This is a genomic window from Nocardia sp. CS682, from assembly GCF_004634405.1.
In the GTDB taxonomy this organism is placed as follows: Bacteria; Actinomycetota; Actinomycetes; order Mycobacteriales; family Mycobacteriaceae; genus Nocardia; species Nocardia ninae.
In genome coordinates this window covers 4649932-4671914 of sequence record NZ_CP029710.1, presented here as the reverse complement: position 1 = coordinate 4671914, position 21983 = coordinate 4649932, and the positions used below count along the sequence as shown (strand labels likewise).

Sequence of the window (21983 nt, the reverse complement as noted above, 5' to 3'; positions counted from 1 at the left end):
ACGACTTGGCCATCAAGGATTCGTCGGTCGTATCGTGATCGAACTCGACCTACGGCCCTATGATGCTGCCAACACACGCACGGCACCGGAACCCGGGGTCGGCAAGACCAGCATGCTGGTGGGGGTGGTCGAACCGCACCTACGGCACCGACATACACGGTCGAACAGGAGGTGGAACGCCGTGCAGGGACTGATCCTGCAACTGACCCGTGCGGGGTTCCTGCTGCTGTTGTGGTTGTTCGTGTGGGCGGTGCTGCGCACCTTGCGCAGCGACATCTACGCGGCATCCGGCATACGGATACAGCCCAGGGCCGCACGCGGTTCCGCGGTGCTGCCCTCCTTCAGCCGGGGCCAGAAGGGCGCCAAATTTCTTGTGGTGACTCAAGGTTCACTCGCCGGCACCCGCATCTCGCTAGGCACCCAACCGGTGCTCATCGGGCGTGCGGACGACTCCACGCTGGTGCTCACCGATGATTACGCCTCGACCAGACATGCGCGACTGTCCCCGCGTGGCGATGATTGGTACGTCGAAGACCTCGGCTCGACGAACGGCACCTACCTCGATCGCGCGAAAGTCACCACTGCCGTGCGGGTTCCGCTCGGCACGCCTGTCCGGGTCGGCAAAACAGTGATCGAGTTGCGATCGTGACACTCGTTCTCCGCTACGCAGCGCGTAGCGACCGCGGTCTCGTCCGGGGCAACAACGAAGACTCCGTCTACGCCGGCGCGCGATTACTCGCGCTCGCCGACGGCATGGGTGGCCATGCCGCGGGCGAGGTGGCGTCGCAGTTGATGATCGCCGCCCTGGCCCATCTGGACGACGACGAGCCTGGCGACGATCTGCTCGGCAAGCTGGATTCGGCGACCAGGGAGGGCAACGCCGCCATCGCCGATCAGGTCGAGGAGGAGCCCGAACTCGACGGGATGGGCACCACGCTCACCGCAATCCTGTTCGCGGGCAAGAAGCTCGGCCTGGTGCACATCGGTGACTCCCGTGCCTATCTGCTGCGCGGCGGCGAACTGGCGCAGATCACCAGGGACGACACGTTCGTCCAGTCACTGGTGGACGAGGGCCGGATCACGCCCGAGCAGGCGCACACGCACCCGCAGCGCTCGCTGATCATGCGCGCGCTCACCGGCAACGAGATCGAGCCGACGCTGATCATGCGCGAGGCCCGCGCCGGGGACCGCTATCTGCTGTGCTCGGATGGTCTGTCCGATGTGGTGAGCGATGAGACCATCGCGAACACCATGCGCGAGGGCACCACCGACGAATGTGCCGACCGGCTCATCGAACTCGCGTTGCGCAGCGGCGGACCCGACAATGTCACCGTCGTCGTCGCGGACGTGATCGATCTCGACTACGGCCAGAGTCACCCGATCGTGGCCGGTGCCGCGTCCGGGGTGGACGAGGACACACCACCGCCGAACACCGCGGCCGGACGCGCGGCGGCCATGCGCCCGCCGCGGGCCGCGCCGCGCCGGGCCGCCGCGACACCCGAGCCGGAACCGAAGGGCAAGGCGCGCAAACTGCGCTGGTTCGTCCTCGCGTTCGCGCTGGTGCTGGCCGTCGGTGTCGGACTGCTGGTCGGCTACAAGATGATTCGCAGCAACTACTACGTCGGGGCCGACAACGGCTCCGTGGTGATCCTGCGCGGGCTACCCGGCTCGGTGCTCGGGTACTCGATCCACGACGTGAATCTCGTCGGCTGCGTCACCAAGACCGGGGAACTGTCCCTGGTCGACCCCGGCGGGGATCTGCCGTCGTCGTGCAAGCAGCTGAAGGTCACCGATCTCAAGCAGACCGGCCGCGAACAGGTCGGCAAGGGCCTGCCGCCCGGCTCGCTGGACCGGGCCAAGGACCAGATGCGCTCGATCGCGCAGGGCGAGCTGCTGCCGCCGTGCCCGGCGAAGACCTCGGTCCCCCAGCCCGGCGTGCTGCCGACCACCGAGCCGCCGCCGCCCGGGCCGGCCGCCCCGAGTACCGCGGCCGCCCCGACCTCCGAGCCCGCACCGCCGGCTCCGCCCGTCCCCGGCAACGGTGATGCGGGCACCGATCTCAAGACACCGACGAAGTCGGAAGCACCGGTTCCGCCGAACCCCCAGATCGCGGGGGAGAACTGCCGGGTGACGGACTGATGTCCGCGCCGGCACCGCCGTCCGCTGGGGCCTTTCCCAGTCCCCCGGCGGCTTCGCTCCCGCGCCACCGCCGAGCACCAGACGCAATGCCGAGCTGTTGCTGCTGGCCGGCGCGGCGGTGATCACCACGGCCTCACTGTTTTTGGTGGAGGCCAGCCAAGAGCAGTCGGTCACCTGGGATATCGCCAAGTACGGCCTGGCTTTTCTGGCGTTGTTCGGCGTCGCCCACCTCGCGGTGCGCCGGTTCGCGCCCTTCGCCGACCCGCTGCTGCTGCCGATCGTCGCGCTGCTCAACGGACTCGGACTGGTGCTGATCCACCGGCTCGACCTGGCCGATGAGCAGAACGCGGTCTACAACTCCTGGCCGATGCCGTCGCCCGACGCCAACCAGCAGATCCTGTGGACCACCCTCGGCATGATCGTGTTCATCGGGCTGCTGATCGCGCTGCGCGACTACCGCACGCTGGCCCGCTACGGCTACACCCTTGGTCTGATCGGATTGATCGCCTTGGCGCTGCCCGCCGTGCTGCCCAGCCGCTTCTCCGAGATCAACGGCTCCAAGAACTGGATCAAGATCACCGGATTCAGCATCCAGCCCGCGGAGTTCTCGAAGATCCTGCTGATCATCTTCTTCGCCTCGGTGCTGGTGGCCAAGCGCGATCTGTTCACCGCCGCCGGCAAGCACCTGCTCGGCATGGAGTTCCCACGCGGACGCGACCTCGGCCCGATCGTGGTGGTCTGGATCGTCTGTGTCGGCGTGCTCGTCTTCGAGAAGGACCTCGGCACCTCGCTGCTGATCTTCAGCACGGTGCTGGTGATGCTCTACATCGCCACCGAGCGGGTGGGCTGGCTGGTGATCGGCGGCGCGCTGCTCACCCTCGGATTCTTCTTCGCCTACCAGACTTTCGGGCACGTGAAGATCCGCACCCAGACCTGGCTGCATCCGTTCGACGACTACAACAACACCGGCTATCAGATCTCCCAGTCGCTGTTCGGGCTGGCGACCGGCGGACTCGCGGGGACCGGCCTCGGCAGCGGACGCCCGAACCAGGTGCCCTTCGCCAAGACCGACTTCATCATCACCACGATCGGTGAGGAGCTCGGCCTGATCGGGCTCACCGCGGTGCTGGTGCTGTTCCTGGTGTTCATCGTGCGCGGCCTGCGCACCGCCCTGGCCGTGCGCGACAGTTTCGGCAAGCTGCTGGCCGCAGGCCTCGCGTTCACCGTCGCGATCCAGCTGTTCGTCGTGGTCGGCGGTGTCACCAAACTGATTCCGCTGACCGGTCTCACCACACCCTTCATGTCCTACGGCGGCTCGTCGCTGCTGGCCAACTACGCGCTGCTCGCGCTGCTGATCAAGGTCTCGGACGCGGCACGCGCGCCGGCACCGGCCCGCAAGAGCGTGCCCGCAGCCCCGATCGCGGAGGCGGCCACCGAGCTGCTGCGCAAGCCCGACGCGGGCCGACCGGAAGCAGGGCCCGCCACATGAACACACCACTACGCCGGGTCGCGATCGCGGTGATGCTGATGATCGTCGCGTTGCTGGTCAACGCGACCTACGTCCAGGTGATCAAGGCCGACGACTACCGCACCGACCCGCGCAACTCCCGGGTGCTGCTCGACGAGTACTCGCGCCAGCGCGGGCAGATCTCCGCGGGCGGCACGGTGCTCGCCAACTCGGTGGCCACCGAGGACCGCTACAAGTACCTGCGCACCTACCCGAGCTCCCCCGAGGCGTTCGCACCTGTCACCGGCTTCTACTCGATGCAGTACGGCAGCAACGGGCTGGAGCGGGCCGAAGATTCGGTGCTCAACGGTTCCGACAGCCACCTGTTCGGCTCGCGGCTGGTCGACATGGTGTCCGGACGCGATCCGCGCGGCGGCAACGTGATCACCACCCTCGACCCGGCCATGCAGCAGGTGGCCTACGACCAGCTCACCAGCAAGGGCTACACCGGTTCGGTGGTGGCGATCGAGCCGAGCACCGGCCGGATCCTCACCATGGTGTCCACCCCGAGCTACGATCCGAACCAGCTGTCCGGCCACGACGGCGCCCGCGGCACCCAGACCTGGGAGGCGCTCAGCGCCGACGAGAAGCAGCCGATGCTGAATCGGGCTGTCTCGCAGACCTATCCGCCCGGCTCCACCTTCAAGGTGGTGGTCACCGCGGCCGCGCTGGCGAACAACATCGCGACGCCGGAGGATCAGTTCACCGCGGCGCCGAACATCACCCTGCCCGGCACGAGCACCACGCTGGAGAACTACAACGGCTCCAACTGTGGTGGCGGCCAGAGCGCCTCGCTCTACGAAGCGTTCCGGCTCTCCTGCAACACCGCGTTCGCCGAACTCGGTGTCAAGGTGGGGGCTGCGAAACTCAAGGACCAGGCCGCCGCCTTCGGCATCGGCGAGAACCGGGGCATCCCGGTCCCGGTCGCCGAGAGCACGGTCGGCACCATGCCGGACAACGCCGCGCTGGCCCAGAGCAGCATCGGACAGCGCGACGTGGCGCTGACTCCGCTGGACAACGCCGTGATCGCGGCGACGGTCGCCAACGGCGGCGTCCGGATGGAGCCGCATTTGGTCGACCAACTGCAGGGGCCCGACCTCAGTGAGTTGTCCAAGACCAAGCCGGTCTCGCTGGGCCAAGCGTTCAATGCCCAGGTAGCGTCATCGCTGACGAATCTGATGATCGCGTCGGAGGAGAACACCGGCGGTAGCAGGTCTTCCCGCTATCAGATCGCGTCCAAGACCGGCACCGCCGAGCACGGCAGCAATCCCCGCAATACCCCACCGCACGCCTGGTACATCGCCTTCGCGCCCGCGCAGAACCCGAAGATCGCCATCGCGGTGATCGTGGAGAACGGCGGCGACCGGGCACTCGGCGCGACGGGTGGCAAGGTGGCCGCGCCGATCGCACGCGCGGTCTTGGACGCCGGTCTGCGAGGGGGCTGAACGATATGGATGTGCGAGTGAAGGTACGGGGATGCTGAACAACGGTGCGATGATCGCCGACCGGTACCGGCTGCAGCGCCTGATCGCGACCGGCGGCATGGGCCAGGTCTGGGAGGCGCTGGACACCCGGCTGGACCGCCGGGTGGCGGTCAAGGTGCTCAAGTCGGAGTTCTCCGCCGACCCGACGTTCCGGCAACGGTTCCGCACCGAGGCAAGGACCACCGCCCAGCTGAACCACCCCGGCATCGCGGGGATCTACGACTACGGCGAGACCACCGACCCGCAGGGCAGCGAAACCGCCTATCTGGTCATGGAATTGGTGCAGGGCGAGCCGCTGAACACGGTGCTGAACCGGCTCGGCAGGCTCTCCGTTGGCCAGGGTCTCGACATGCTCGAGCAGACCGGTCGCGCGCTGGACGTGGCGCACCGGGCCGGGGTCGTGCACCGCGACGTGAAGCCGGGCAACATCCTGGTGACGCCGACCGGTCAGGTGAAGATCACCGACTTCGGCATCGCCAAGGCGGTCGACGCCTCGCCGGTGACCAAGACCGGCATGGTGATGGGCACCGCCCAGTACATCGCGCCGGAGCAGGCGGTCGGCGAGGACGCCACCGCCGCCAGCGATGTGTATTCACTCGGCGTGGTCGGCTACGAGGCGCTCGCCGGGACCAGGCCGTTCAGCGGCGACGGCGCGATCACCGTGGCGATGAAGCACGTGCGCGAAACGCCGCCGCCGATGCCGGGCGACCTGCCTGCCAACGTGCGTGAGCTCATCGAGATCACCATGGGCAAGGATCCGAAGGGCCGCTACTCGCGCGGCGGCGAATTCGCCGACGCGGTCGCCGCGGTGCGCGCGGGCCGCAGGCCGCCGACCCCGACCGGGGCCAACCCGTCCATGTCGATGACCGGCGCCACCCGGGTGCTGCCGCCGGGACCGACCGTCGCATTGCCCTCCACGCCATCGGAGTTCGACGGCGCGACCGTGCACTACTCCACGCCCGCAGGCGCGGCCCTCAACGACGCGGGCTACGCCAACGGCACCGGTGCGCCCGCGACCATGCTCAACAACGGGACCGGCGGCAATCAGCTGCCGCCGGAGAACGGCAAGAAGTACACCACCACGCAGAAGTGGATGGCCGCGCTCGGCGCGGGCGCGGTGCTGCTGCTCGCCATCGTGCTCTACCTGATGTTCGGTGGCGATACGAACCCGGATTCGAAGGTCCCGCCCGCCACCACGACCACGCAGGCGCCGAAGCCGCCACCGCCGCCGGTGACCAGCACGACGACGCCCAAACCCGTTCCGCCGCCGGTGGTGACCACGGAGCCGACCACCACCGAACCGACCACCACCACGCCGGAACCGACGACGACCACGCCGTCGCCGACCACCACGCCGCCGAGCAGTACCAAGCCGACGACGACAACACCGGCGACGACCCTGCCCCGAATCCCCACTATCGACATACCATTTCCGGGGAACAGTGCTCGAAGCTCCGCCACCCCCAGCGCGCCCAAAACCTCTTCGCAAGGACAACAATGACGACCCCGAAGAATCTCTCCTCCCGCTATGAGCTGGGCGAGATCATCGGGTTCGGCGGCATGTCCGAGGTGCACAAGGCGCGCGATCTGCGGCTCAGCCGGGACGTGGCGATCAAGGTGCTGCGGGCCGACCTGGCCCGCGACCCCACCTTCTATCTGCGGTTCAAGCGCGAGGCCCAGAACGCCGCCGCGCTGAATCATCCGGCCATCGTCGCGGTGTACGACACCGGCGAGGCCAAGGTCGACGACGGCCCGCTGCCCTACATCGTGATGGAGTACGTCGACGGCGACACGCTGCGCGACATCGTGCGCGGCCAAGGTCCGCTGCCGCCGCGCCGCGCCATGGAAGTCGTCGCGGACGTGTGTGCCGCATTGGATTTCAGCCATAAGGCCGGCATCGTGCACCGCGACATGAAGCCGGCCAACATCATGATCAACCGGGCCGGCGCGGTGAAGGTGATGGACTTCGGCATCGCCAGGGCGCTCGCCGACAGCTCCAACCCGATGACCCAGACGGCCGCGGTAATCGGTACCGCACAGTATCTTTCGCCCGAGCAGGCGCGCGGCGAGACGGTGGACGCCCGTTCGGACGTCTACTCCGTCGGTTGCGTGCTGTTCGAAATCCTCACCGGTGAGCCGCCTTTCACCGGTGACTCGCCGGTCGCGGTCGCCTACCAGCACGTCCGGGAGGACCCGCGGCTGCCGTCGCACGTGCATCCCGGGGTGCCGCGCGAGCTGGACTCGGTGATCCTCAAGGCGATGAGCAAGAACCCGGCCAACCGCTACCAGAGCGCGGCCGAGATGCGGGCCGACCTGATCCGGGTGCTCGGCGGGCAGAAGCCCATCGCGCCGATGGTGATGACCGACGAGGACCGCACCACCGTCTTCGGCTCGAACGAGCCCGCGCCGCGCAGCTACCGCACCGTCGAGCGCAACGACGACACCGCCGAGCAGGGTCCGCCCGAATCCGGCGGTCCGCGCCGCTCCATCTATGTCGCCGTCGCCGCGGCCGCCGGTGTCGCCGTGCTGCTCGCCTTGTTCTGGGTGTGGGTCGGACCGGGCAGCAAGCCGGAACAGGTTGCCGTACCCGACCTTTCGGGCAAGTCCGCGCAGCAGGCGGCCGATACGCTCCAGCAGGCCGGTTTCGCCGTCTCCATCCAGCAGAAACCGGACAGCAAGGTGGCCACCGGGAACGTCATCTCCACCGCACCGCTCGGCGGTGCGCGGGCGGACAAGGGCAGCAACGTCACCATTCAGGTGTCCACCGGCCCGGCCCAGGTGCAGGTGCCGAAGCTCGACGGGATGAGCCAGCAGGAGGCCGAAGCCGCATTGCGCAACGGCAACCTGCAAATGGATCCGAATGTGGTGCGTAAGCCGTCCAGCACGCAGGACACCGACAAGGTCATCGGGCAGGACCCGTCGGCGGGTTCTCGGGTGGATGTGGACCGGGCCATCGTCGTCACCATCGGCTCCGGCCCGGAATCGGTCCGGGTGCCGAACGTGATCGGTCAGGACATCGACGTTGCCCGGCCGAACCTGGTGGACAGCGCCGGATTCAAGATCTCGATCCAGGAGGTGCCGTCGTCGCGGCCCAAGGGCGAGGTGCTCTCGACCAGCCCCGCGGGCGGCGCGACGGCGGAGAAGGGCTCGACGGTCACCGTGCAGGTGTCCAGCGATCAGATCAAGATGCCGTCGCTGGTGGGTCTCACGGTCGCGCAGGCGGTGGACAAGCTGCGTGCGGAAGGCTGGACCGGCACGCAGAGCCAGATCAGCCAGTCCCCGCAGGGCACCTTCGACACGAGCAGCGTGGGCCGGATCCTCAGCCAGCAGCCGTCGGCCAGCGGTTCCATCCCGAAGAACGGGACCGTGTCGGTCGGTGTGGGCGTCCTCGGCCCGCCGTGAGGTAGCGGTATCGCCGAAACACCGACCGGTCGGTGTGATCGGCGGCAGAATTGGGTGTGCTCCATCCGGATCAGCAGTGCTGAGCAACGAGGAGGAAGCCTTATGACTACCGCCAGGGACATCATGAAACCCGGTGCGCAGTGGATCTCCAAGGAGGAGACCGTCGGGAAGGCCGCCCGGGTGATGGCCGAACTCGGCGTCGGATCACTGGTCATCGCCGACGACAACGATCGCATGTGCGGCATCATCACCGACCGCGACATTGTCGTGAAATGCGTTGCGCAGGGTCGTTCGCCGGCCACCACACGGGCCGAGGAACTCTGCGAGTCCACGCCACGCTGGGTCGCCGCCGACGCCGACGTCGAGGAGGTGCTCGACGAGATGGAGAGTCATCGGGTCAAGCGGATGCCGGTGATCGACAACAAGCGGCTGGTCGGCATGATCAGCGAGGCCGACCTGGCCAGGCACCTCGACGACAACCAGCTCGGTGAGTTCGTGACGGCGGTCTACGGGCGACCCTAGAACCCGGAGGTGAACTTCGACACCGGGCCCAGGCTTCTCGGCGGGTCGTGCACTCGGGTGGGCGTGCTGAGCACGAGGCCTCCGGTGTGCGGATTCTGCTCGGTCGCAAAACTCGCTGCCGGAGGCCTCGCCCGCGGCGGCGTATCGACGCGGCCGCGTGGGCCGCACTCGCACCGTCGCGATGTTTCGGTATCAAAGAGCCGCAGATGTCCGGTGATTTCGGTTCCACCTAACGCATTGCGGCGCCGGTTGTTTCACCGAAACAGCTGAATGCTGCTCAGTAGTGCTGGTAATCGGACCCGGGACCGGCCATGCAGGTCACTTCACCGATCGGCACCCAGCCTGTTATGTGCGCAAGGTGCACTATGTAGTAGTAGGTGTTTCCATCCTTTTTGTACAACTGGTACCCGTAGGGATAGCCATCTTCTTTGATTTCGGTGAACTGTCCGTTCTGCCCGCAGTGCAAGGGGGGCTTGAGCAGGCTTTGCGCCGAAGCAGTGCCGGCAGCCATGCTGCTCAACATAATGGCGGCGGCGGACGCGCCGACGACACTCGCGGCGAGCCTCCGAAGGTTTATCATGGCAGTGTTCCAATCTGTGTTGTGAACTGTGAATTGCTGCATGCGTGCAGCTCCGGGTGTTGGGGAGTGGCAGCTCCCCAACACCAGGTTCTATAAGATCTTGTGTTCTATAGGATCTGACGCGTCGATCCCGGAATCGGTTCCATCGAAGTCGGAAGTTTTCTCGACAGCTCAGAGTTGGCAGTCATCGACGTTCGATCACGAATCTCCAGCCGCCGCAACGACGGAGAACGTTGCGTGCTGAACCTTGGTTCGCCTCAGGACAACTCGAGGTGACCGTTCATCGACATCGCCTCCGCCGCCAGCTCGGTCAGCTCGATCACCTCGACGCCCTGCTCGCGCAGCTTCTCCACGCCGACACAGTTCGTCACGAACGTCGCCGGCTCGCGGCAGGCCAGCACGACCCGGGGAATTCCCGCCCGCAGGATCCGGTCGGTACACGGCGGCCGGGTCGCGGTGGCCCGCTGCGAACACGGTTCCAGCGTGGTGTAGATCGTCGCCCTGGCCAGCCGCGGATCGTCCGCGTCGAGCTTGTCCAGCGCCGACTCCTCGGCATGCACCTTCGCATCGCTCTCGCGCGAGTAGCCGGTGGCGATCTCCACATCGTCGGCCACGATCACCGCACCGACGGAGAACGCGGTCTCGCTCGGCGGGCACCGCCACGCGAGTTCGATGGCCCGCCGCATGTACCGAGTGTCGCGCTCGGCCATGGGTTCGGACTTCGGGCGGTAGCGCAAGACCGCGACGTCGCCGAACAGGGCGATGTCGATCAGCCGCATGCGGCGGTGCGGGGCGCCGGGATAGCTTGCGGCGTCGAGGAATCGCGGGGCTTCGGGGTCACCGACCAACAGTGGTGCGACCGCCAGGTGCAGTTCGTCGGCGAGGTCGTCGGCAAGAAAGGTGGTGTGGATGCGGGTGCCACCCTCGACCATGAGGCGGGCGATGCCGCGGCGACCGAGATCGTCCAGGAGGGCGCCGAAGTCGAGTTCGGCGCCGAGCGAGACGATTTCGGCAAGGTCGGACAGGCGATCGGCGAGCCGCGTTGCGCCCGCCTCGGTCGTGTACACCAGCTTGTCGCCGCCGTGCTGCCAGAACCGCAGGTCCGGGTCGAGGTCACCGCTCGCCGTGACGGTGATCTTCAGCGGGTACTCCGGTTTGCCCGCCTCGACCCGTGCGGTCCTGCGCTCGGCGCTGTCGACCAACAGCCGAGGGTTGTCGCGGCGCAGTGTTTCAGCGCCGATCAGGATCGCGTCGGAATCCGCACGCACCTGATCCACCCGGTCGAAATCCGCCGGGTCCGACAGCCGCAGACGCTCAGGGCTCGCGTCGTCGATGTATCCGTCGACGCTCACCGCGACCGACAGCAGCACATATGGACGGGTCACTGCCGCACCTCCGGTCGCTGACTGCGTCCCACATCTCCCGGTCGCCCACCGCGTCCGTTCACTGCACGCCTCCCGGTCGCTGACCACGTCCGCTCACTGCCACGCCTCCGGTCGCACACTGCGTCCGATCTACTGCAGCACCAGCGCGGCGACCTCCGCCTCGAGCATCTCCACCAGGCCCTCGGCCGGGCGCTCGCCACAGACGCCGAGCCAGTTGGCCAGCATCCGGTGCCCGCCCTGGGTCAGCACCGATTCGGGGTGGAACTGCACACCGTGGATCGGCAGGGTGCGATGCCGCATGGCCATCACGATGCCGGATTCGGTGCGTCCGAGCACCTCGAGCTCGTCGGGCAGCGTGTCTTCGGGGACGGTGAGCGAGTGGTAGCGCGTCGCGGTGAACGGGTCGGGCAGGCCGGCCAGCACACCGGCGCCGATGTGGAACACCGAACTGGTCTTGCCGTGCAGCAGCTCGGGCGCGCGGGTCACCGTCGCGCCGAAGGCTTCGCCGATGGCCTGATGGCCGAGGCACACGCCGAGCAGCGGCACGGTGTGGCGGGCGCAGGCTCGCACCAGGTCGATGCTGGCGCCCGCGCGATCGGGGGAACCGGGCCCGGGGCTGATCAGGATGCCGTCGAATTCGGCCACGACGGCGTCGACATCGGCCAGGTTCGGGTCGTCGTTGCGCCACACCACGGCCTCGGCACCCAGCTGCCCGAGGTACTGGACCAGGTTGAAGACGAAGCTGTCGTAATTGTCGACGACCAGAACACGCATGATCCGAGATTACGTCCCCGCACGGCACCGCGTCGCATCCAATACCAGTTGGGATAGCCTAGAGGCACACCGGAGGGCGCCAGAGCCTCGTCCACCGTGGCGAGCGAGCTCCGCACCACCACCCGCGCCTGCCCCGCCGGTACCGACCTGCACGCCGAATACGAGGACGTCATGCCCAAGTCGAAGGTCCGGAAGAAGACCGACTACACGATCAACCCTGCCAGCCGGACGCCGGTGAAGGTGAAAGCCGGGCCGTCGCCGGTCTGGTACGTCACCATCATGCTCGGTTTCATGCTCGCTGGGCTGGTGTGGCTGCTCGTCTATTACCTCGCCGCCGATCACATCAGCTGGATGAGTGATCTGAACGCGTGGAACTTCCTGATCGGATTCGGCCTCATGGTGGTCGGTCTGATCATGACCATGCGGTGGCGCTGACACCACATCTGGGCTGTTCCAGGTAACGCAGGCACCACATCTAGATTACAGACGTGTCATTCATGCACACCTGTGGATGAACCTGTGGACAACTCGAGGAGTGCTTGGGGAAAGTGACCCGTGACACCTGATTCTCCCGATCCACAGCCCCGCGAGGCCACGCCTCGGCTCGCCTGGACCACGCCGACACCGGCCCTCGTCGCGGTGACCGGTGGTGGCATCGTGCTGGCCGTCGCCGCGATCTTGTCCAACGAGGCCGCGAGCCGCCTGCTCATCGGACTGGCGGCGGCCGGGCTCCTGGTGCTGGCCGGGCTCGGCTTCCGGCAGCGACCACGGCTGACCGCCGTCGCGGGCACCGACCCGCGGTTGGTCGTGCGCACGCTGCTCGGCGCCGACGAATACACCCGCGACCAGATCATCCGCGCCAGGGTGGTCGACTACCGCCGCCTCGGCCGCAAGATGCCGATGCTGGAGATCGACGTCGACAACGACGGCACCGAGCGGCTACTGATCTTCGGCCGCTGGGATCTGGGTGCCCGCCCCGACGACGTCTACGACACCTTGGTACGCACCCTCCGGTTGTCCGGCGAGACCACCCGCTGACCCCATCTGCCCGCAAGCAGCAGCGACGCGGTCGTTGTGCTTCGCCACGCTATCCGGCTATCCCGTGTTTCACGTGAAGCCACACCACGAATGCCGGGTCACGCCAACGACATAGCGGTAGCGCCGATCACCCCGCACGACACCAGCGCGAGAACCGCGACAGCGACCCAGCCGACGAGCCGTGCGGTCTCTTGCGATTTCACGCGCAACCAGCCCGGCAGGAAGAGAATGCCCAGTGTCGCGAGCGTGCCCGCGGCCAGCCCGCCGAGATGTCCCCACAGGGAGATGCCCGGCAGCGAGAAACTGATGAAGACGTTGATGCCGATCAGGATCAGCATCTGATTCGGGTTCTGCCGCAGCCGGATCAGGATGACGGTGATCGCTCCGAACAGGCCGTATACCGCGCCCGATGCGCCTGCGGTGAAGCTGTCCTGCGCGAACACCATGACGGCGGCGGAACCGCCGAGCAGCGACACGAGATAGACCGCGAGGTAGCGCAGCCGCCCGAGCACCAGCTCGCCGTCCCGGCCGATCACATACAGCGCGAACATGTTGAGCAGTAGATGGATCGGACCGTAGTGCAGGAAGCCGGAGCCGATCACCCGCCACCACTCGCCGCCGGCCACCGCAGGTGGATAGAGCATCCAGTCGATGAACAGCGCCGAGGCCCGGTTCGCCATCAGGCTTTGCGCCTGCACCGCGGTGATCGCGTAGATCGCCACGTTGATCGCGATCAACGCGTAGGTCACGTAGGGCAGCGAGGCCCTGGCCACCGGTGCGCCTGCGACGGTGCGCACCGGCGCCACGTCACGCTGGCCTTGCCGCAGGCAGTCGACACAGTGCTGGCCGACCGCCGCGGGGTGCAGACATTCCGGGCAGGAGGGCCGTCCGCAGCGCGTGCACGCCAGGCCGGTCGGACGATTGGGATGGCGAACGCACGTCGGCGCAGGCGGCTGGGCGGTCATAAGCTCATTCGATCGTGATCTTGGTGATTTCGACAGGTTCCAGGGGGCGGTCATTGCGATCGGTCGCCGTCTTGGCGATGGCGTCGACGACCTTGCGCGACTCCGGATCGACGACCTCGCCGAAGATGCTGTGCTTGCGGTTGAGGTGTGGCTGCGGGCCGACGGTGATGAAGAACTGCGACCCGTTGGTACCCGGTCCGGCGTTGGCCATGGCCAGCAGATAGCCGCGGTCGAAGCGCAGTTCCGGGTGGAACTCGTCGCCGAACTCGTAGCCGGGTCCGCCGCGTCCGGTGCCGGTGGGGTCGCCGCCCTGAATCATGAACCCGTCCATCACCCGGTGGAACACGGCGCCGTCGTAGAACGGGCCGGTGCTGCCGCCGCTCGCGTTCGCGGTGGTGTACGGCGCCGAACCGTCGGCGAGCCCGATGAAGTTGCGGACCGTCTTGGGGGCGTGGTTACCGAAGAGCGAGATCTTGATGTCGCCGCGATTCGTGTGGAGCGTCGCCACAGCGGTCTGATTCGGTGAGGTCACGCCGCAATGCTACGGTCCCGCCGCCTGGGAACCGCAGCGCACCGGCCGGTACCACCCGTGTCGGGTTGCGTCGGTAGTCGAGTTCCGGTGCGCCAGGAGAAGTTACCGACGACGCAACGGTGGTCGTCCGCGCCGCAGGGTAAGTCGCCGTCTGGCCCGCCACCTGAGCCGATGGGTAGTCGCCACGGCGTACCCGGGCGAGCCGCTGAGCTGGAGCTACTGCATGAACGGCGCGGTTGTGCCAGCATGGGCCAATGACCATGGGGCCCCTACATGTATCCGCACGTACTCGTAACCGGCTCATTGTCGCGGCGGCCGTCGCGCTCGCGGGTGGCGTGGCCTGGCTGGTACGCAGCAAGCGGCCGCAGCCGCCCGCACCCGCCCCGGCGCCGCCGCGCATCGGCTACTCCCGCAACGGCTCCGCGCCCACACCGGTAGCCGGAGCAGGCGCGGAGAACGGCCGCTAAAAGGTTCAGCGACTGACGGTCTTCTTGTACTGCCGGACCGCCAGCGGTACGAAGATCGCCATGATCACCACCACCCAGATCAGCGTGGTCACCTCCGGATTGCGCAGCGACCACGCGGTGGGCGTGGGTGCCACCGCACTGGTGTTGCCGAAGAGATCGCGCGTCGCCTGGGTGAGTGCGGAGACGGGATTCCACTCGGCGATCACCCGCAGCACCGTCGGCAGCTTGTCGCTCGGCACGAAGGTGTTGCCGATGAAGGTCAGCGGGAACACCACGATGAAACTGGCGTTGTTGAAGACCTCCGGTGCCCGCACCAGCAGCCCGACGTAGGCCATGATCCAGGACACCGCGTAGGCGAACAGCAACAGCAACAGGAACGCCAGCACCGCGTCCAGGAACGAGCCACGGATCCGCCAGCCGATCGCCAGACCGGTCAGCGACATCACCGTCAGGCTGACCACGTTGATCACCACGTCGCTGAGTGTGCGCCCGATCAGCACGGCCGACGGCGCCATCGGCAGCGAACGGAAACGGTCGATGATGCCCTTCTGCATGTCCTCAGCCAGCGCCGCACCGGTGAACGACGCGCCGAACACCACGGTCTGCGCGAAGATGCCGCCGATCATGAACTCCCGGTAGCTCACCCCGGGGATCTCGATCGCCGAGCCGAAGATGTAGGCGAACAACAGCACGAACATGATCGGCGAGAGCGTGGAGAAGATCAGCACGTCGGGCACGCGCCTGATCTTGATGACCCCGCGCTTGGCGATGGTCAGGCTGTCGCTCACCACCATCGACAATTTGTCGCCGAGCGAGAGCCGCTCGTGCACCGGAGCCATGGTGGTCATCGGGTCGTTCCTTCCACTGCGGTCTGCCGCTCTGCCGCGGCGCGGCCGTTGTCGTTGATCAGTTCCTCGGCCTCGTGCCCGGTGAGGGTCAGGAAGACATCGTCGAGCGAGGGCCTGCGCAGGCCGACGTCGTTGATCCGCACGTCGTGTTCGGCGAGCTTGCCGATCGCCGCGACCAGCGCCTGCGATCCGTCGGCCACCGGGACGGTGAGGCGGCGCAGCCCGGGCTCGACGTGAATCTCGCCGTCGGCCAGGCCTTTCAGCGCCTGCATCGCGGTACCGAGGTTGTCGGCGTGGTCCACGGTGAGCTCGATCCGGTCACCGCCCACCAGGGTCTTGAGCTCGTCGGCGGTGCCGCGGGCGATGACCTTGCCGTGGTCGATCACCGCGATGGCGTCGGCCAGCCGGTCGGCCTCGTCCATGTACTGGGTGGTGAGCAGCAGCGTGGTGCCGCCCGCCACCAACTCCTCGATGACGTCCCACAGCGCGAGCCTGGCGCGTGGATCCAGGCCGGTGGTCGGCTCGTCGAGGAACAGCACCGGTGGGTTCGCCACCAGCGCACCCGCCAGATCGAGTCGCCTGCGCATACCGCCGGAGTACGTTTTCACCGGCCGGTCGGCGGCGTCGCTGAGCCGGAACCGCTCGAGCAGTTCGCGTGCGCGCTCCTTACTGCGCTGCACCCCCATGTGATACAGCCGGCCCACCATTTCCAAATTCTCGAAGCCGGTGAGATATTCGTCCACCGCGGCGTATTGGCCGGACGCGCCGATGCGGGAGCGCAGGGTTCGTGGCTCGCGCAGCACGTCGATGCCCGCGACGGTCGCCCGCCCGGCGTCCGGCACGAGCAGGGTGGTGAGCACCCGGACCGTGGTGGTCTTACCTGCGCCGTTGGGTCCGAGCAGCGCGGTGACGGTCCCCGCCGGGACCGAGAGGTCGAGTCCATCGAGGGCGACCAGATCGCCATATCGTTTGACCAGACCCTCGGCGACTATTGCGTCGGGCATGATTCTCCTGAGTTCGTGAGTTTTCGTGGGATGTATTTGCACGACGCCAGTGATCTGGTGCCGACCGAATTCGCTGGGCCAGGGAAAAGGCCGATACCCGAGTCAGTATTGCGCCACCCACCGACAATTTCATCCGATTTGCGCCGGTTTGCGATCTTGAAAAGGCGCGAGCCCGCCACCATCGAGCATCCGCCGGTGCCGCGGTTGCCCGATGTTGCCCTCAGAGTGCGCCGAGAGCGAGGGCGAGGTGTACGACACGGTGCGCAATCGCTCGTTCCTTCCGTTGGACGCGTGGCGAATTTTTCTCTCTACAATGTACAGAGTTCAGGGTGGGTTGCCCACCCCCGATTCGGCCCGGACGCGCCTCCCACAAACGAAGGCCGCACCTCGATCCAGGCGGTGCTCGGGGGTGCCGGATCGAAGTGCGACCGGTTCGATACTCCCGCGCGCGGCCCACCGAGTCGTGCGTAGCGGACTACCCGAATCGTCGTCGCGCGGTACTCGTGCACCGGGTTGCGCCCACGCGAAAGCGCCCGAGCCCCTTGCTCGCTCGGACCGTTCGATCGACCGGGACCCGCTGAACACGAACACATGTTCGCATCGGGGTACGACAGATTCCGACCGACGAATTACCGACGCACATCGCGTCGGTCGCCCACCGTGGGCGAATCGTCCTCGCGGGGCAGCGATTCTCCCCACACAGCGACCGGTCGGCTTGTTTTATCCGGCCGTAACCGGCCCGGGTCACAGCGCGTAACGAGCGGGTATCGACCTGCGCAACAGCGGTTTTGGCAAACACCAGGCCACCGCCGAACAGTGGCCCCCAGGAGGGCCCCACCTACCCGAAACGGTCACGAACTAGCAGAAAGTAAGCGGACCCAAAAAATCTTCAAAAGTGGCACTCCCCACGCGCACACAATCGGGAATCATCGCGTAGGATCATTCAAGTCGGCCCCTCCCCCCCGGGCCGACCTTACGCGGGCCTCGGCTAACTCCCCCCCTTCGCCGAGGCCCGCTCCCCATTTCCGGACCAGGTCAGACGGCCTGATTCTCCTCGGGTAACACCGATCGCCAGGCCGTAGCCAGACGCTGATCGCGCACCCGTCCGGCGATCCCGAGCAGCGGACGATCTCGCTCCCAGCGCTGTCCGGTCACCGAATCCACGGACGCCCACAGCGAATCCAGCTCCGCCAGCAACCGCTCGACGGACTCGAAGATGCCACCCAGCGCGATGTGCACGCCCGGCGAACTCGGCGCATCGAGATCGAGTCCACGTACCGCCGCTACCACGGTGAGCAGTCGCTCCAGCACGGAGCGCGACCAGCCCGCTCCGCGCGCCACCCGCACCAGCCAGCCGAGCGCGGCGGCCAGCACATGAATGTCCTCGATCGTGCGGAACGGCTTGAGGTAATCCAGGTAGCCGTCACCTGGTAACACCTCTGCCGCAACATCTGTCAGCGTGACCATGGCATGCGGGATCTCCGGGGCAAACGGAGTCTCGGGCAGACTCGTCACGTGCACCCCGGTCGCACGGGCGTCGACCACGGTGGCGCGCAACCGATTCCGGCCGTCCTCGGTCGCTCCCACGCTGGCCAGCACCACCAACCGCTGCGCCAGCTTGCCCAGCGTGGCAAAGGTTTTGGTCCCGTTGAGCCGGAACTCGCCGCCGTCCTCGGTCAGCGTGGTCCGGATCGCCGCGGGATGCCCGCCGCCCGCTTCGGTCGCACACAACGCGACCAGTTCGTCAGCGGGCAGATCCGGGATCAGCGTGCGTACCGCCTCCTGATACCCGGACAGGAACGCGTAACCGAGCCGGTCGGCCCCGAAGCCGCCCGCGATGGCGACATCGACCGGTTTGCCGAATCGGTTCGCGGCCACCCGATGTCGTGTCCAGGCCGCGCCGGCATCATCGAGCGGCGTCGAGGCGAGCGGTTCGGTCAGCAGGAAATCGAGCACGGAGTCCACCCGTGCACGGTAACCGTCAGGGCGAGGGAGAGCGGCGTGGTCACCCGGCGGCGCGTGCGGCCTCGGACCGGGCCTGCCAGATCCGGCTGCGCAGATCCCGGCCCCGAATCACCTGGATCCGCCACGGGTCCAGCCGCAGGATCTGCAGCTTCGGGTCCTGCGGTGAGTGCCAGAACTGGCCGAGGTCGTAGCCGGCGCCCGGCGGGCTGGTCTGCCGATACAGCTGCCACACCCGCTCTCTGATCTCGGGCGCGTCGGCCCACTCGGCCGTCGCGTCCACCGCCACCGAATTGTTGCCCGGTGCCCAGTAGGAGAAGTTCACATGTGGATTGGCGGCGATGTGTGCCGCTTTGACGGGGGTCTTGTAGGTGGCAAGCCAGCCGAGCGGCGTGCCGTCCGCGTGCTCCCAGACCGGGATCAGCACCCGCGTCCTCGGCCGATGCTGCTTGTCCACGGTCACCATGGTGGCGTAGCCGATCTGCCCGACGTAGGTGTCGAACTCCGTCTCGATGTCCGCGAAGACCGTCACCTTGCTCGTCATGCTGCCATTCCTTTCGTGCGACCGATCACAACGGACCGGCTACCTGTCGACGTGCGCACGTTCCGTTCGCTGCTGTCCCGAGCCGGTCCATTCGGTTACCTTTAGTAACTGACATCATCATGCGTCACCAATGGTGAACAGGGAAGACGGCACATTGAAGTCACTCGGTTACTCCGCGGATACCGACAACTCGATCGACCCGACCATCGGACGAACACCCGAATCGACGCCGGTGACCATCCGGCAACCTACGGCGCTGCACATGCGCGTTCCGCCGGCGAGCGGTAACACTGAGGAGGACCATCCGCCCCGAAAGGAGCCCGACCTGTGCCGAAACCGGACGAAGCTCGCAAGAGGGCACTTTTCGACAACGAGGCGCGACTGTCCTGGGTGCTGGCCGCACTGGCCGGATTGATCGGCGCGGCGGCGTTCATGCACACCGCTGGCTACTTCGTCACGTTCATGACCGGCAATACCGAGCGCGCCATCCTCGGCCACTTCAGTGATCAGAAGGACACGGCGGCCGCGGCGGCGGGGCTGCTCGCGTCGTTCGTCTCCGGCGTCGTGGTCGCCTCCTGGTGCCGCAGACGCTATTGGTCCGGGCATCCGCACGGGCCGACCCTGCTGACCACGTTCAGTTTGGCCACCGCGTCGATCATCGACATCGTCCGATTCCAGAACCCGGAGACCGCCGACATCGATTTCGTGCCGATCCTGTTCGTCGCGTTCGGCGTCGGCGCGCTGAACACCTCGTTCGTGAAGGACGGCGAGGTGTCGGTGCCGCTGAGCTATGTCACCGGGACCTTGGTCAAGCTGGCCCAGGGCATCGAACGCCATATGAGCGGCGGCGACTACGCCGACTGGCTCGGCTATTTCCTGCTCTATCTGAGCTTCGCGCTCGGCGCCCTGTTAGGTGGCCTGTTGAGCATGCTGGTCGCCGGCTGGGCGATGCTGATCACCGCCACCGTGGTCTGCCTGATCGTCACCGGCTACACCTACCTGCACCTCGACCGGCACGGGCCGCTGTCGGGCCGCTGACTCCTGTGCACTCGTCGGTCGGTCCGGTTACGGTTGCCGCGTGGAGGAGAAATTCGGGGTCGACGCCGATCAGTTCGCGGCGCTCGTCCTGCAGCAACTGACCGAGGCCGGCGAGCACGACGCGAAGTACGATCCGGACGAGTTCACGATCACCGTCGGCGACCTGGAGCTGTACCTGGGCAATGTCTTTCGGGAGGCCGCCCACCTCCCGGCCGACGATCGGGACGCCCGGATAGCCCGCTACATCGCGGGTGCCCAGGACGCCGACGCGCCGGAAACCTGGCTCGAGTGCCGCGCCTTGCTGCGACCCATCCTGCGCCCCAACGGCTTCGGGCTCAACACCCCCACCAAGGAGATGCTGCCGATCTCCCGCCCCGTATTCCCGTTCCTCGACGAACTGGTCGCGATCGACAAGCCCCATTCCCGCTCGATCGTCTCCGGCACGACACTGGAACGCTGGGGTATCGCCGCCGACGAGGTCTTCGCCGCGGCGCGCGAAAACCTCACGGCCCTAGTCGGTTCCCACGGCATCAAGGAAGCAGGCCTGCTGCATTTCGCCGACAACGGCGACGGCTACTGCACCTCCTGGCCGCTGATCCCCGGCTGGCTCGCCGGCTCCGGTGACGGCACCCACCGCCCCATCGCCTTCATGCCCGACGTCGACACCTTGCTCATCGCCCCCGACGACGGCGACCTCACGCCCCTCTTCGAGCATGTCGAGCAGCAGTACCGCGCCGCCGTCCGCCCCATCTCCCCGCAGGGATACACCGTCGACGACAACGGCACCGTCATCCCCCTCGACCAGGTACCCGACCACCGCCACCACGCCCTCGCCCTCCGTGCCCGATGCGGTTTGGCCATCACCGAATACGACGCCCAAACCGAGGCCTTAAAAACCGCGATGGAGCGCGACTTCGTCTACCCCCACCACGACGACCTCGACCCCGCCTTCGTCGCCTCGGTCCTCTACGTAGCCTCCGACGAAGGCCCCCACACCGTGACCGTCTGGGGCGAAGACGTCGAATACCTACTCCCCGAAGCCGACCGCATCCTCTTCTGCACCGAGGAGAACGGCGAAATGCAAACCCTCTTCGAAGTCCCCTTCGCCGCAGCAGCCGAAATCACCGGCCTGACACCGATTCCCGGCATGTCCCCCCGCCGCTACGAAATCCGCCACTGGCCCAACCCCGAAATCCTCACCCGCCTAGAGGCCGCCGCAGTACCGCACTGAGCCTCCGACCCCGGCGGCACGTAACCGCGTGCCCGCCCTGAGGGGTTCGGCGATTGGTAGCGGCTCGGCAAAACAGTCGGCTGCCAAACGGTTCAAACTGACGCCGGCTCGCTTACTTGCCCACGCCGTATTCGAGCGACCTAAGCGTCAGCGAGCCAAGGAAGTTACGTCAGATACGCGACCAGGAGCAGGGGTGCGGGGCGAAGCCCCGCAAACACCAATCCAGTGCACAACCCGAGAAGGCGCACCTGAGAAGGGGGGTCAGGGGGGCGAAGCCCCGCCGGACGGGGTGTGGGGGGCTCCGCCCCCACAAGACACGCGGAACAGAAAAGGCCCACGCCCTCCGTGGGCATGGGCCTGGTATCTGTGGAGCCTAGGGGAATCGAACCCCTAACCCCTGCCTTGCAAAGGCAGTGCTCTGCCAATTGAGCTAAGGCCCCGAGTCAGCGGGTGGTGACTTCGTGCCACAGGTCGGCGTCGGTGCGCTGGCGCAGCTTGGAGATGCCGATGAGAACCGCGACCACGGCGCCTACCGTGACAAGAAACTTCATGGTTCCCACC

Annotated in this window: 22 protein-coding genes and 1 tRNA gene; 12 read left to right on the top strand and 11 right to left on the bottom strand. The window is 67.1% G+C overall.

Features of this window, described 5'->3' with window-relative positions; genetic code table 11:
• The first annotated feature begins 181 nt into the window (after positions 1-181).
• From DMB37_RS21095 to DMB37_RS21065, 7 genes are all read left to right on the top strand, one after another.
• Positions 182-649: an FHA domain-containing protein gene (locus DMB37_RS21095; RefSeq protein WP_014980860.1), complete on the top strand. Its 468-nt coding sequence runs from the start codon at positions 182-184 to the stop codon at positions 647-649.
• A complete protein-coding gene (locus DMB37_RS21090) occupies positions 646-2139 on the top strand; it encodes a PP2C family serine/threonine-protein phosphatase (protein WP_135234185.1) in 1494 nt (497 codons plus the stop codon). The genes DMB37_RS21095 and DMB37_RS21090 overlap by 4 nt, the downstream gene beginning before the upstream one ends.
• A 94-nt stretch (positions 2140-2233) precedes the next feature.
• A complete protein-coding gene (locus DMB37_RS21085; RefSeq protein WP_135234184.1) occupies positions 2234-3628 on the top strand; it encodes an FtsW/RodA/SpoVE family cell cycle protein in 1395 nt (464 codons plus the stop codon).
• The gene (locus DMB37_RS21080; RefSeq protein ID WP_135234183.1) at positions 3625-5091 is read left to right on the top strand and encodes a penicillin-binding protein 2; all 1467 of its coding nucleotides are present in this window, start codon (positions 3625-3627) and stop codon (positions 5089-5091) included. Before DMB37_RS21085 ends, DMB37_RS21080 begins: the two co-directional genes overlap by 4 nt.
• A gap of 31 nt (positions 5092-5122) precedes the next feature.
• Complete coding sequence (locus tag DMB37_RS21075) at positions 5123-6631, top strand: protein kinase (RefSeq protein WP_135234182.1); 1509 nt, start codon at positions 5123-5125, stop codon at positions 6629-6631.
• Positions 6628-8532 carry a Stk1 family PASTA domain-containing Ser/Thr kinase gene (gene pknB / locus DMB37_RS21070; protein ID WP_135234181.1) on the top strand — a complete coding sequence of 635 codons (1905 nt, stop codon included), beginning with the start codon at positions 6628-6630 and terminating at the stop codon, positions 8530-8532. The genes DMB37_RS21075 and pknB overlap by 4 nt, the downstream gene beginning before the upstream one ends.
• Before the next feature lie 102 nt (positions 8533-8634).
• Positions 8635-9054 (top strand): CBS domain-containing protein, encoded by a 420-nt coding sequence (locus DMB37_RS21065; RefSeq protein ID WP_135234180.1) that lies wholly within the window; start codon positions 8635-8637, stop codon positions 9052-9054.
• A gap of 277 nt (positions 9055-9331) precedes the next feature.
• Here DMB37_RS21065 and DMB37_RS21060 read toward each other — a convergent pair whose 3' ends face one another.
• The 3 genes from DMB37_RS21060 to DMB37_RS21050 all read right to left on the bottom strand — a co-directional run bounded on the left by DMB37_RS21060 (position 9332) and on the right by DMB37_RS21050 (position 11793).
• The gene (locus DMB37_RS21060; protein WP_135234179.1) at positions 9332-9676 is read right to left on the bottom strand and encodes a hypothetical protein; all 345 of its coding nucleotides are present in this window, start codon (positions 9674-9676) and stop codon (positions 9332-9334) included.
• A gap of 215 nt (positions 9677-9891) precedes the next feature.
• Complete coding sequence (locus tag DMB37_RS21055; RefSeq protein ID WP_135234178.1) at positions 9892-11019, bottom strand: dihydrofolate reductase family protein; 1128 nt, start codon at positions 11017-11019, stop codon at positions 9892-9894.
• A 129-nt stretch (positions 11020-11148) separates the two neighbouring features.
• Positions 11149-11793, bottom strand: coding sequence for an aminodeoxychorismate/anthranilate synthase component II (locus DMB37_RS21050; RefSeq protein ID WP_135234177.1), 645 nt, complete (start codon positions 11791-11793; stop codon positions 11149-11151).
• A gap of 171 nt (positions 11794-11964) precedes the next feature.
• Here DMB37_RS21050 and crgA point away from each other — a divergent pair, with 171 nt between their 5' ends.
• The gene (gene crgA, locus DMB37_RS21045; protein WP_107659880.1) at positions 11965-12228 is read left to right on the top strand and encodes a cell division protein CrgA; all 264 of its coding nucleotides are present in this window, start codon (positions 11965-11967) and stop codon (positions 12226-12228) included.
• 120 nt (positions 12229-12348) lie between these two features.
• Positions 12349-12831: a PH domain-containing protein gene (locus DMB37_RS21040; protein WP_135234176.1), complete on the top strand. Its 483-nt coding sequence runs from the start codon at positions 12349-12351 to the stop codon at positions 12829-12831.
• Between the two features lie 98 nt (positions 12832-12929).
• On the opposite strand, the gene DMB37_RS21035 is transcribed toward DMB37_RS21040, so the two are convergent.
• Positions 12930-13796 (bottom strand): rhomboid family intramembrane serine protease, encoded by an 867-nt coding sequence (locus tag DMB37_RS21035; RefSeq protein ID WP_135234175.1) that lies wholly within the window; start codon positions 13794-13796, stop codon positions 12930-12932.
• Between the two features lie 4 nt (positions 13797-13800).
• Positions 13801-14328: a peptidylprolyl isomerase gene (locus DMB37_RS21030; RefSeq protein ID WP_135234174.1), complete on the bottom strand. Its 528-nt coding sequence runs from the start codon at positions 14326-14328 to the stop codon at positions 13801-13803.
• 254 nt (positions 14329-14582) lie between these two features.
• Between DMB37_RS21030 and DMB37_RS21025 the strand changes: the two genes are divergently transcribed.
• Positions 14583-14795: a hypothetical protein gene (locus tag DMB37_RS21025; RefSeq protein WP_135234173.1), complete on the top strand. Its 213-nt coding sequence runs from the start codon at positions 14583-14585 to the stop codon at positions 14793-14795.
• A gap of 5 nt (positions 14796-14800) precedes the next feature.
• Here the strand turns inward: DMB37_RS21025 and DMB37_RS21020 are convergent, their stop codons facing one another.
• From DMB37_RS21020 to DMB37_RS21005, 4 genes are all read right to left on the bottom strand, one after another.
• Positions 14801-15643 (bottom strand): ABC transporter permease, encoded by an 843-nt coding sequence (locus tag DMB37_RS21020; RefSeq protein WP_135234172.1) that lies wholly within the window; start codon positions 15641-15643, stop codon positions 14801-14803.
• A complete protein-coding gene (locus tag DMB37_RS21015) occupies positions 15640-16647 on the bottom strand; it encodes an ATP-binding cassette domain-containing protein (RefSeq protein WP_135234171.1) in 1008 nt (335 codons plus the stop codon). Before DMB37_RS21015 ends, DMB37_RS21020 begins: the two co-directional genes overlap by 4 nt.
• Before the next feature lie 1035 nt (positions 16648-17682).
• On the bottom strand, positions 17683-18612 hold the full coding sequence (locus DMB37_RS21010; RefSeq protein ID WP_135234170.1) for an acyl-CoA dehydrogenase family protein: 930 nt from the start codon (positions 18610-18612) through the stop codon (positions 17683-17685).
• A 40-nt stretch (positions 18613-18652) separates the two neighbouring features.
• Positions 18653-19153 (bottom strand): pyridoxamine 5'-phosphate oxidase family protein, encoded by a 501-nt coding sequence (locus DMB37_RS21005; protein WP_135234169.1) that lies wholly within the window; start codon positions 19151-19153, stop codon positions 18653-18655.
• Between the two features lie 327 nt (positions 19154-19480).
• Between DMB37_RS21005 and DMB37_RS21000 the strand changes: the two genes are divergently transcribed.
• A complete protein-coding gene (locus tag DMB37_RS21000; protein WP_135234168.1) occupies positions 19481-20191 on the top strand; it encodes a YoaK family protein in 711 nt (236 codons plus the stop codon).
• A 40-nt stretch (positions 20192-20231) separates the two neighbouring features.
• Complete coding sequence (locus DMB37_RS40610; RefSeq protein ID WP_167768898.1) at positions 20232-21422, top strand: hypothetical protein; 1191 nt, start codon at positions 20232-20234, stop codon at positions 21420-21422.
• Between the two features lie 367 nt (positions 21423-21789).
• Here the strand turns inward: DMB37_RS40610 and DMB37_RS20995 are convergent.
• Positions 21790-21862: transfer RNA gene (locus DMB37_RS20995), tRNA-Ala, on the bottom strand.
• Between the two features lie 3 nt (positions 21863-21865).
• Entirely contained in the window at positions 21866-21973 is a 108-nt protein-coding gene (locus DMB37_RS41400) for a DLW-39 family protein (RefSeq protein WP_222595215.1), read from the bottom strand.
• Positions 21974-21983 lie beyond the last annotated feature (10 nt).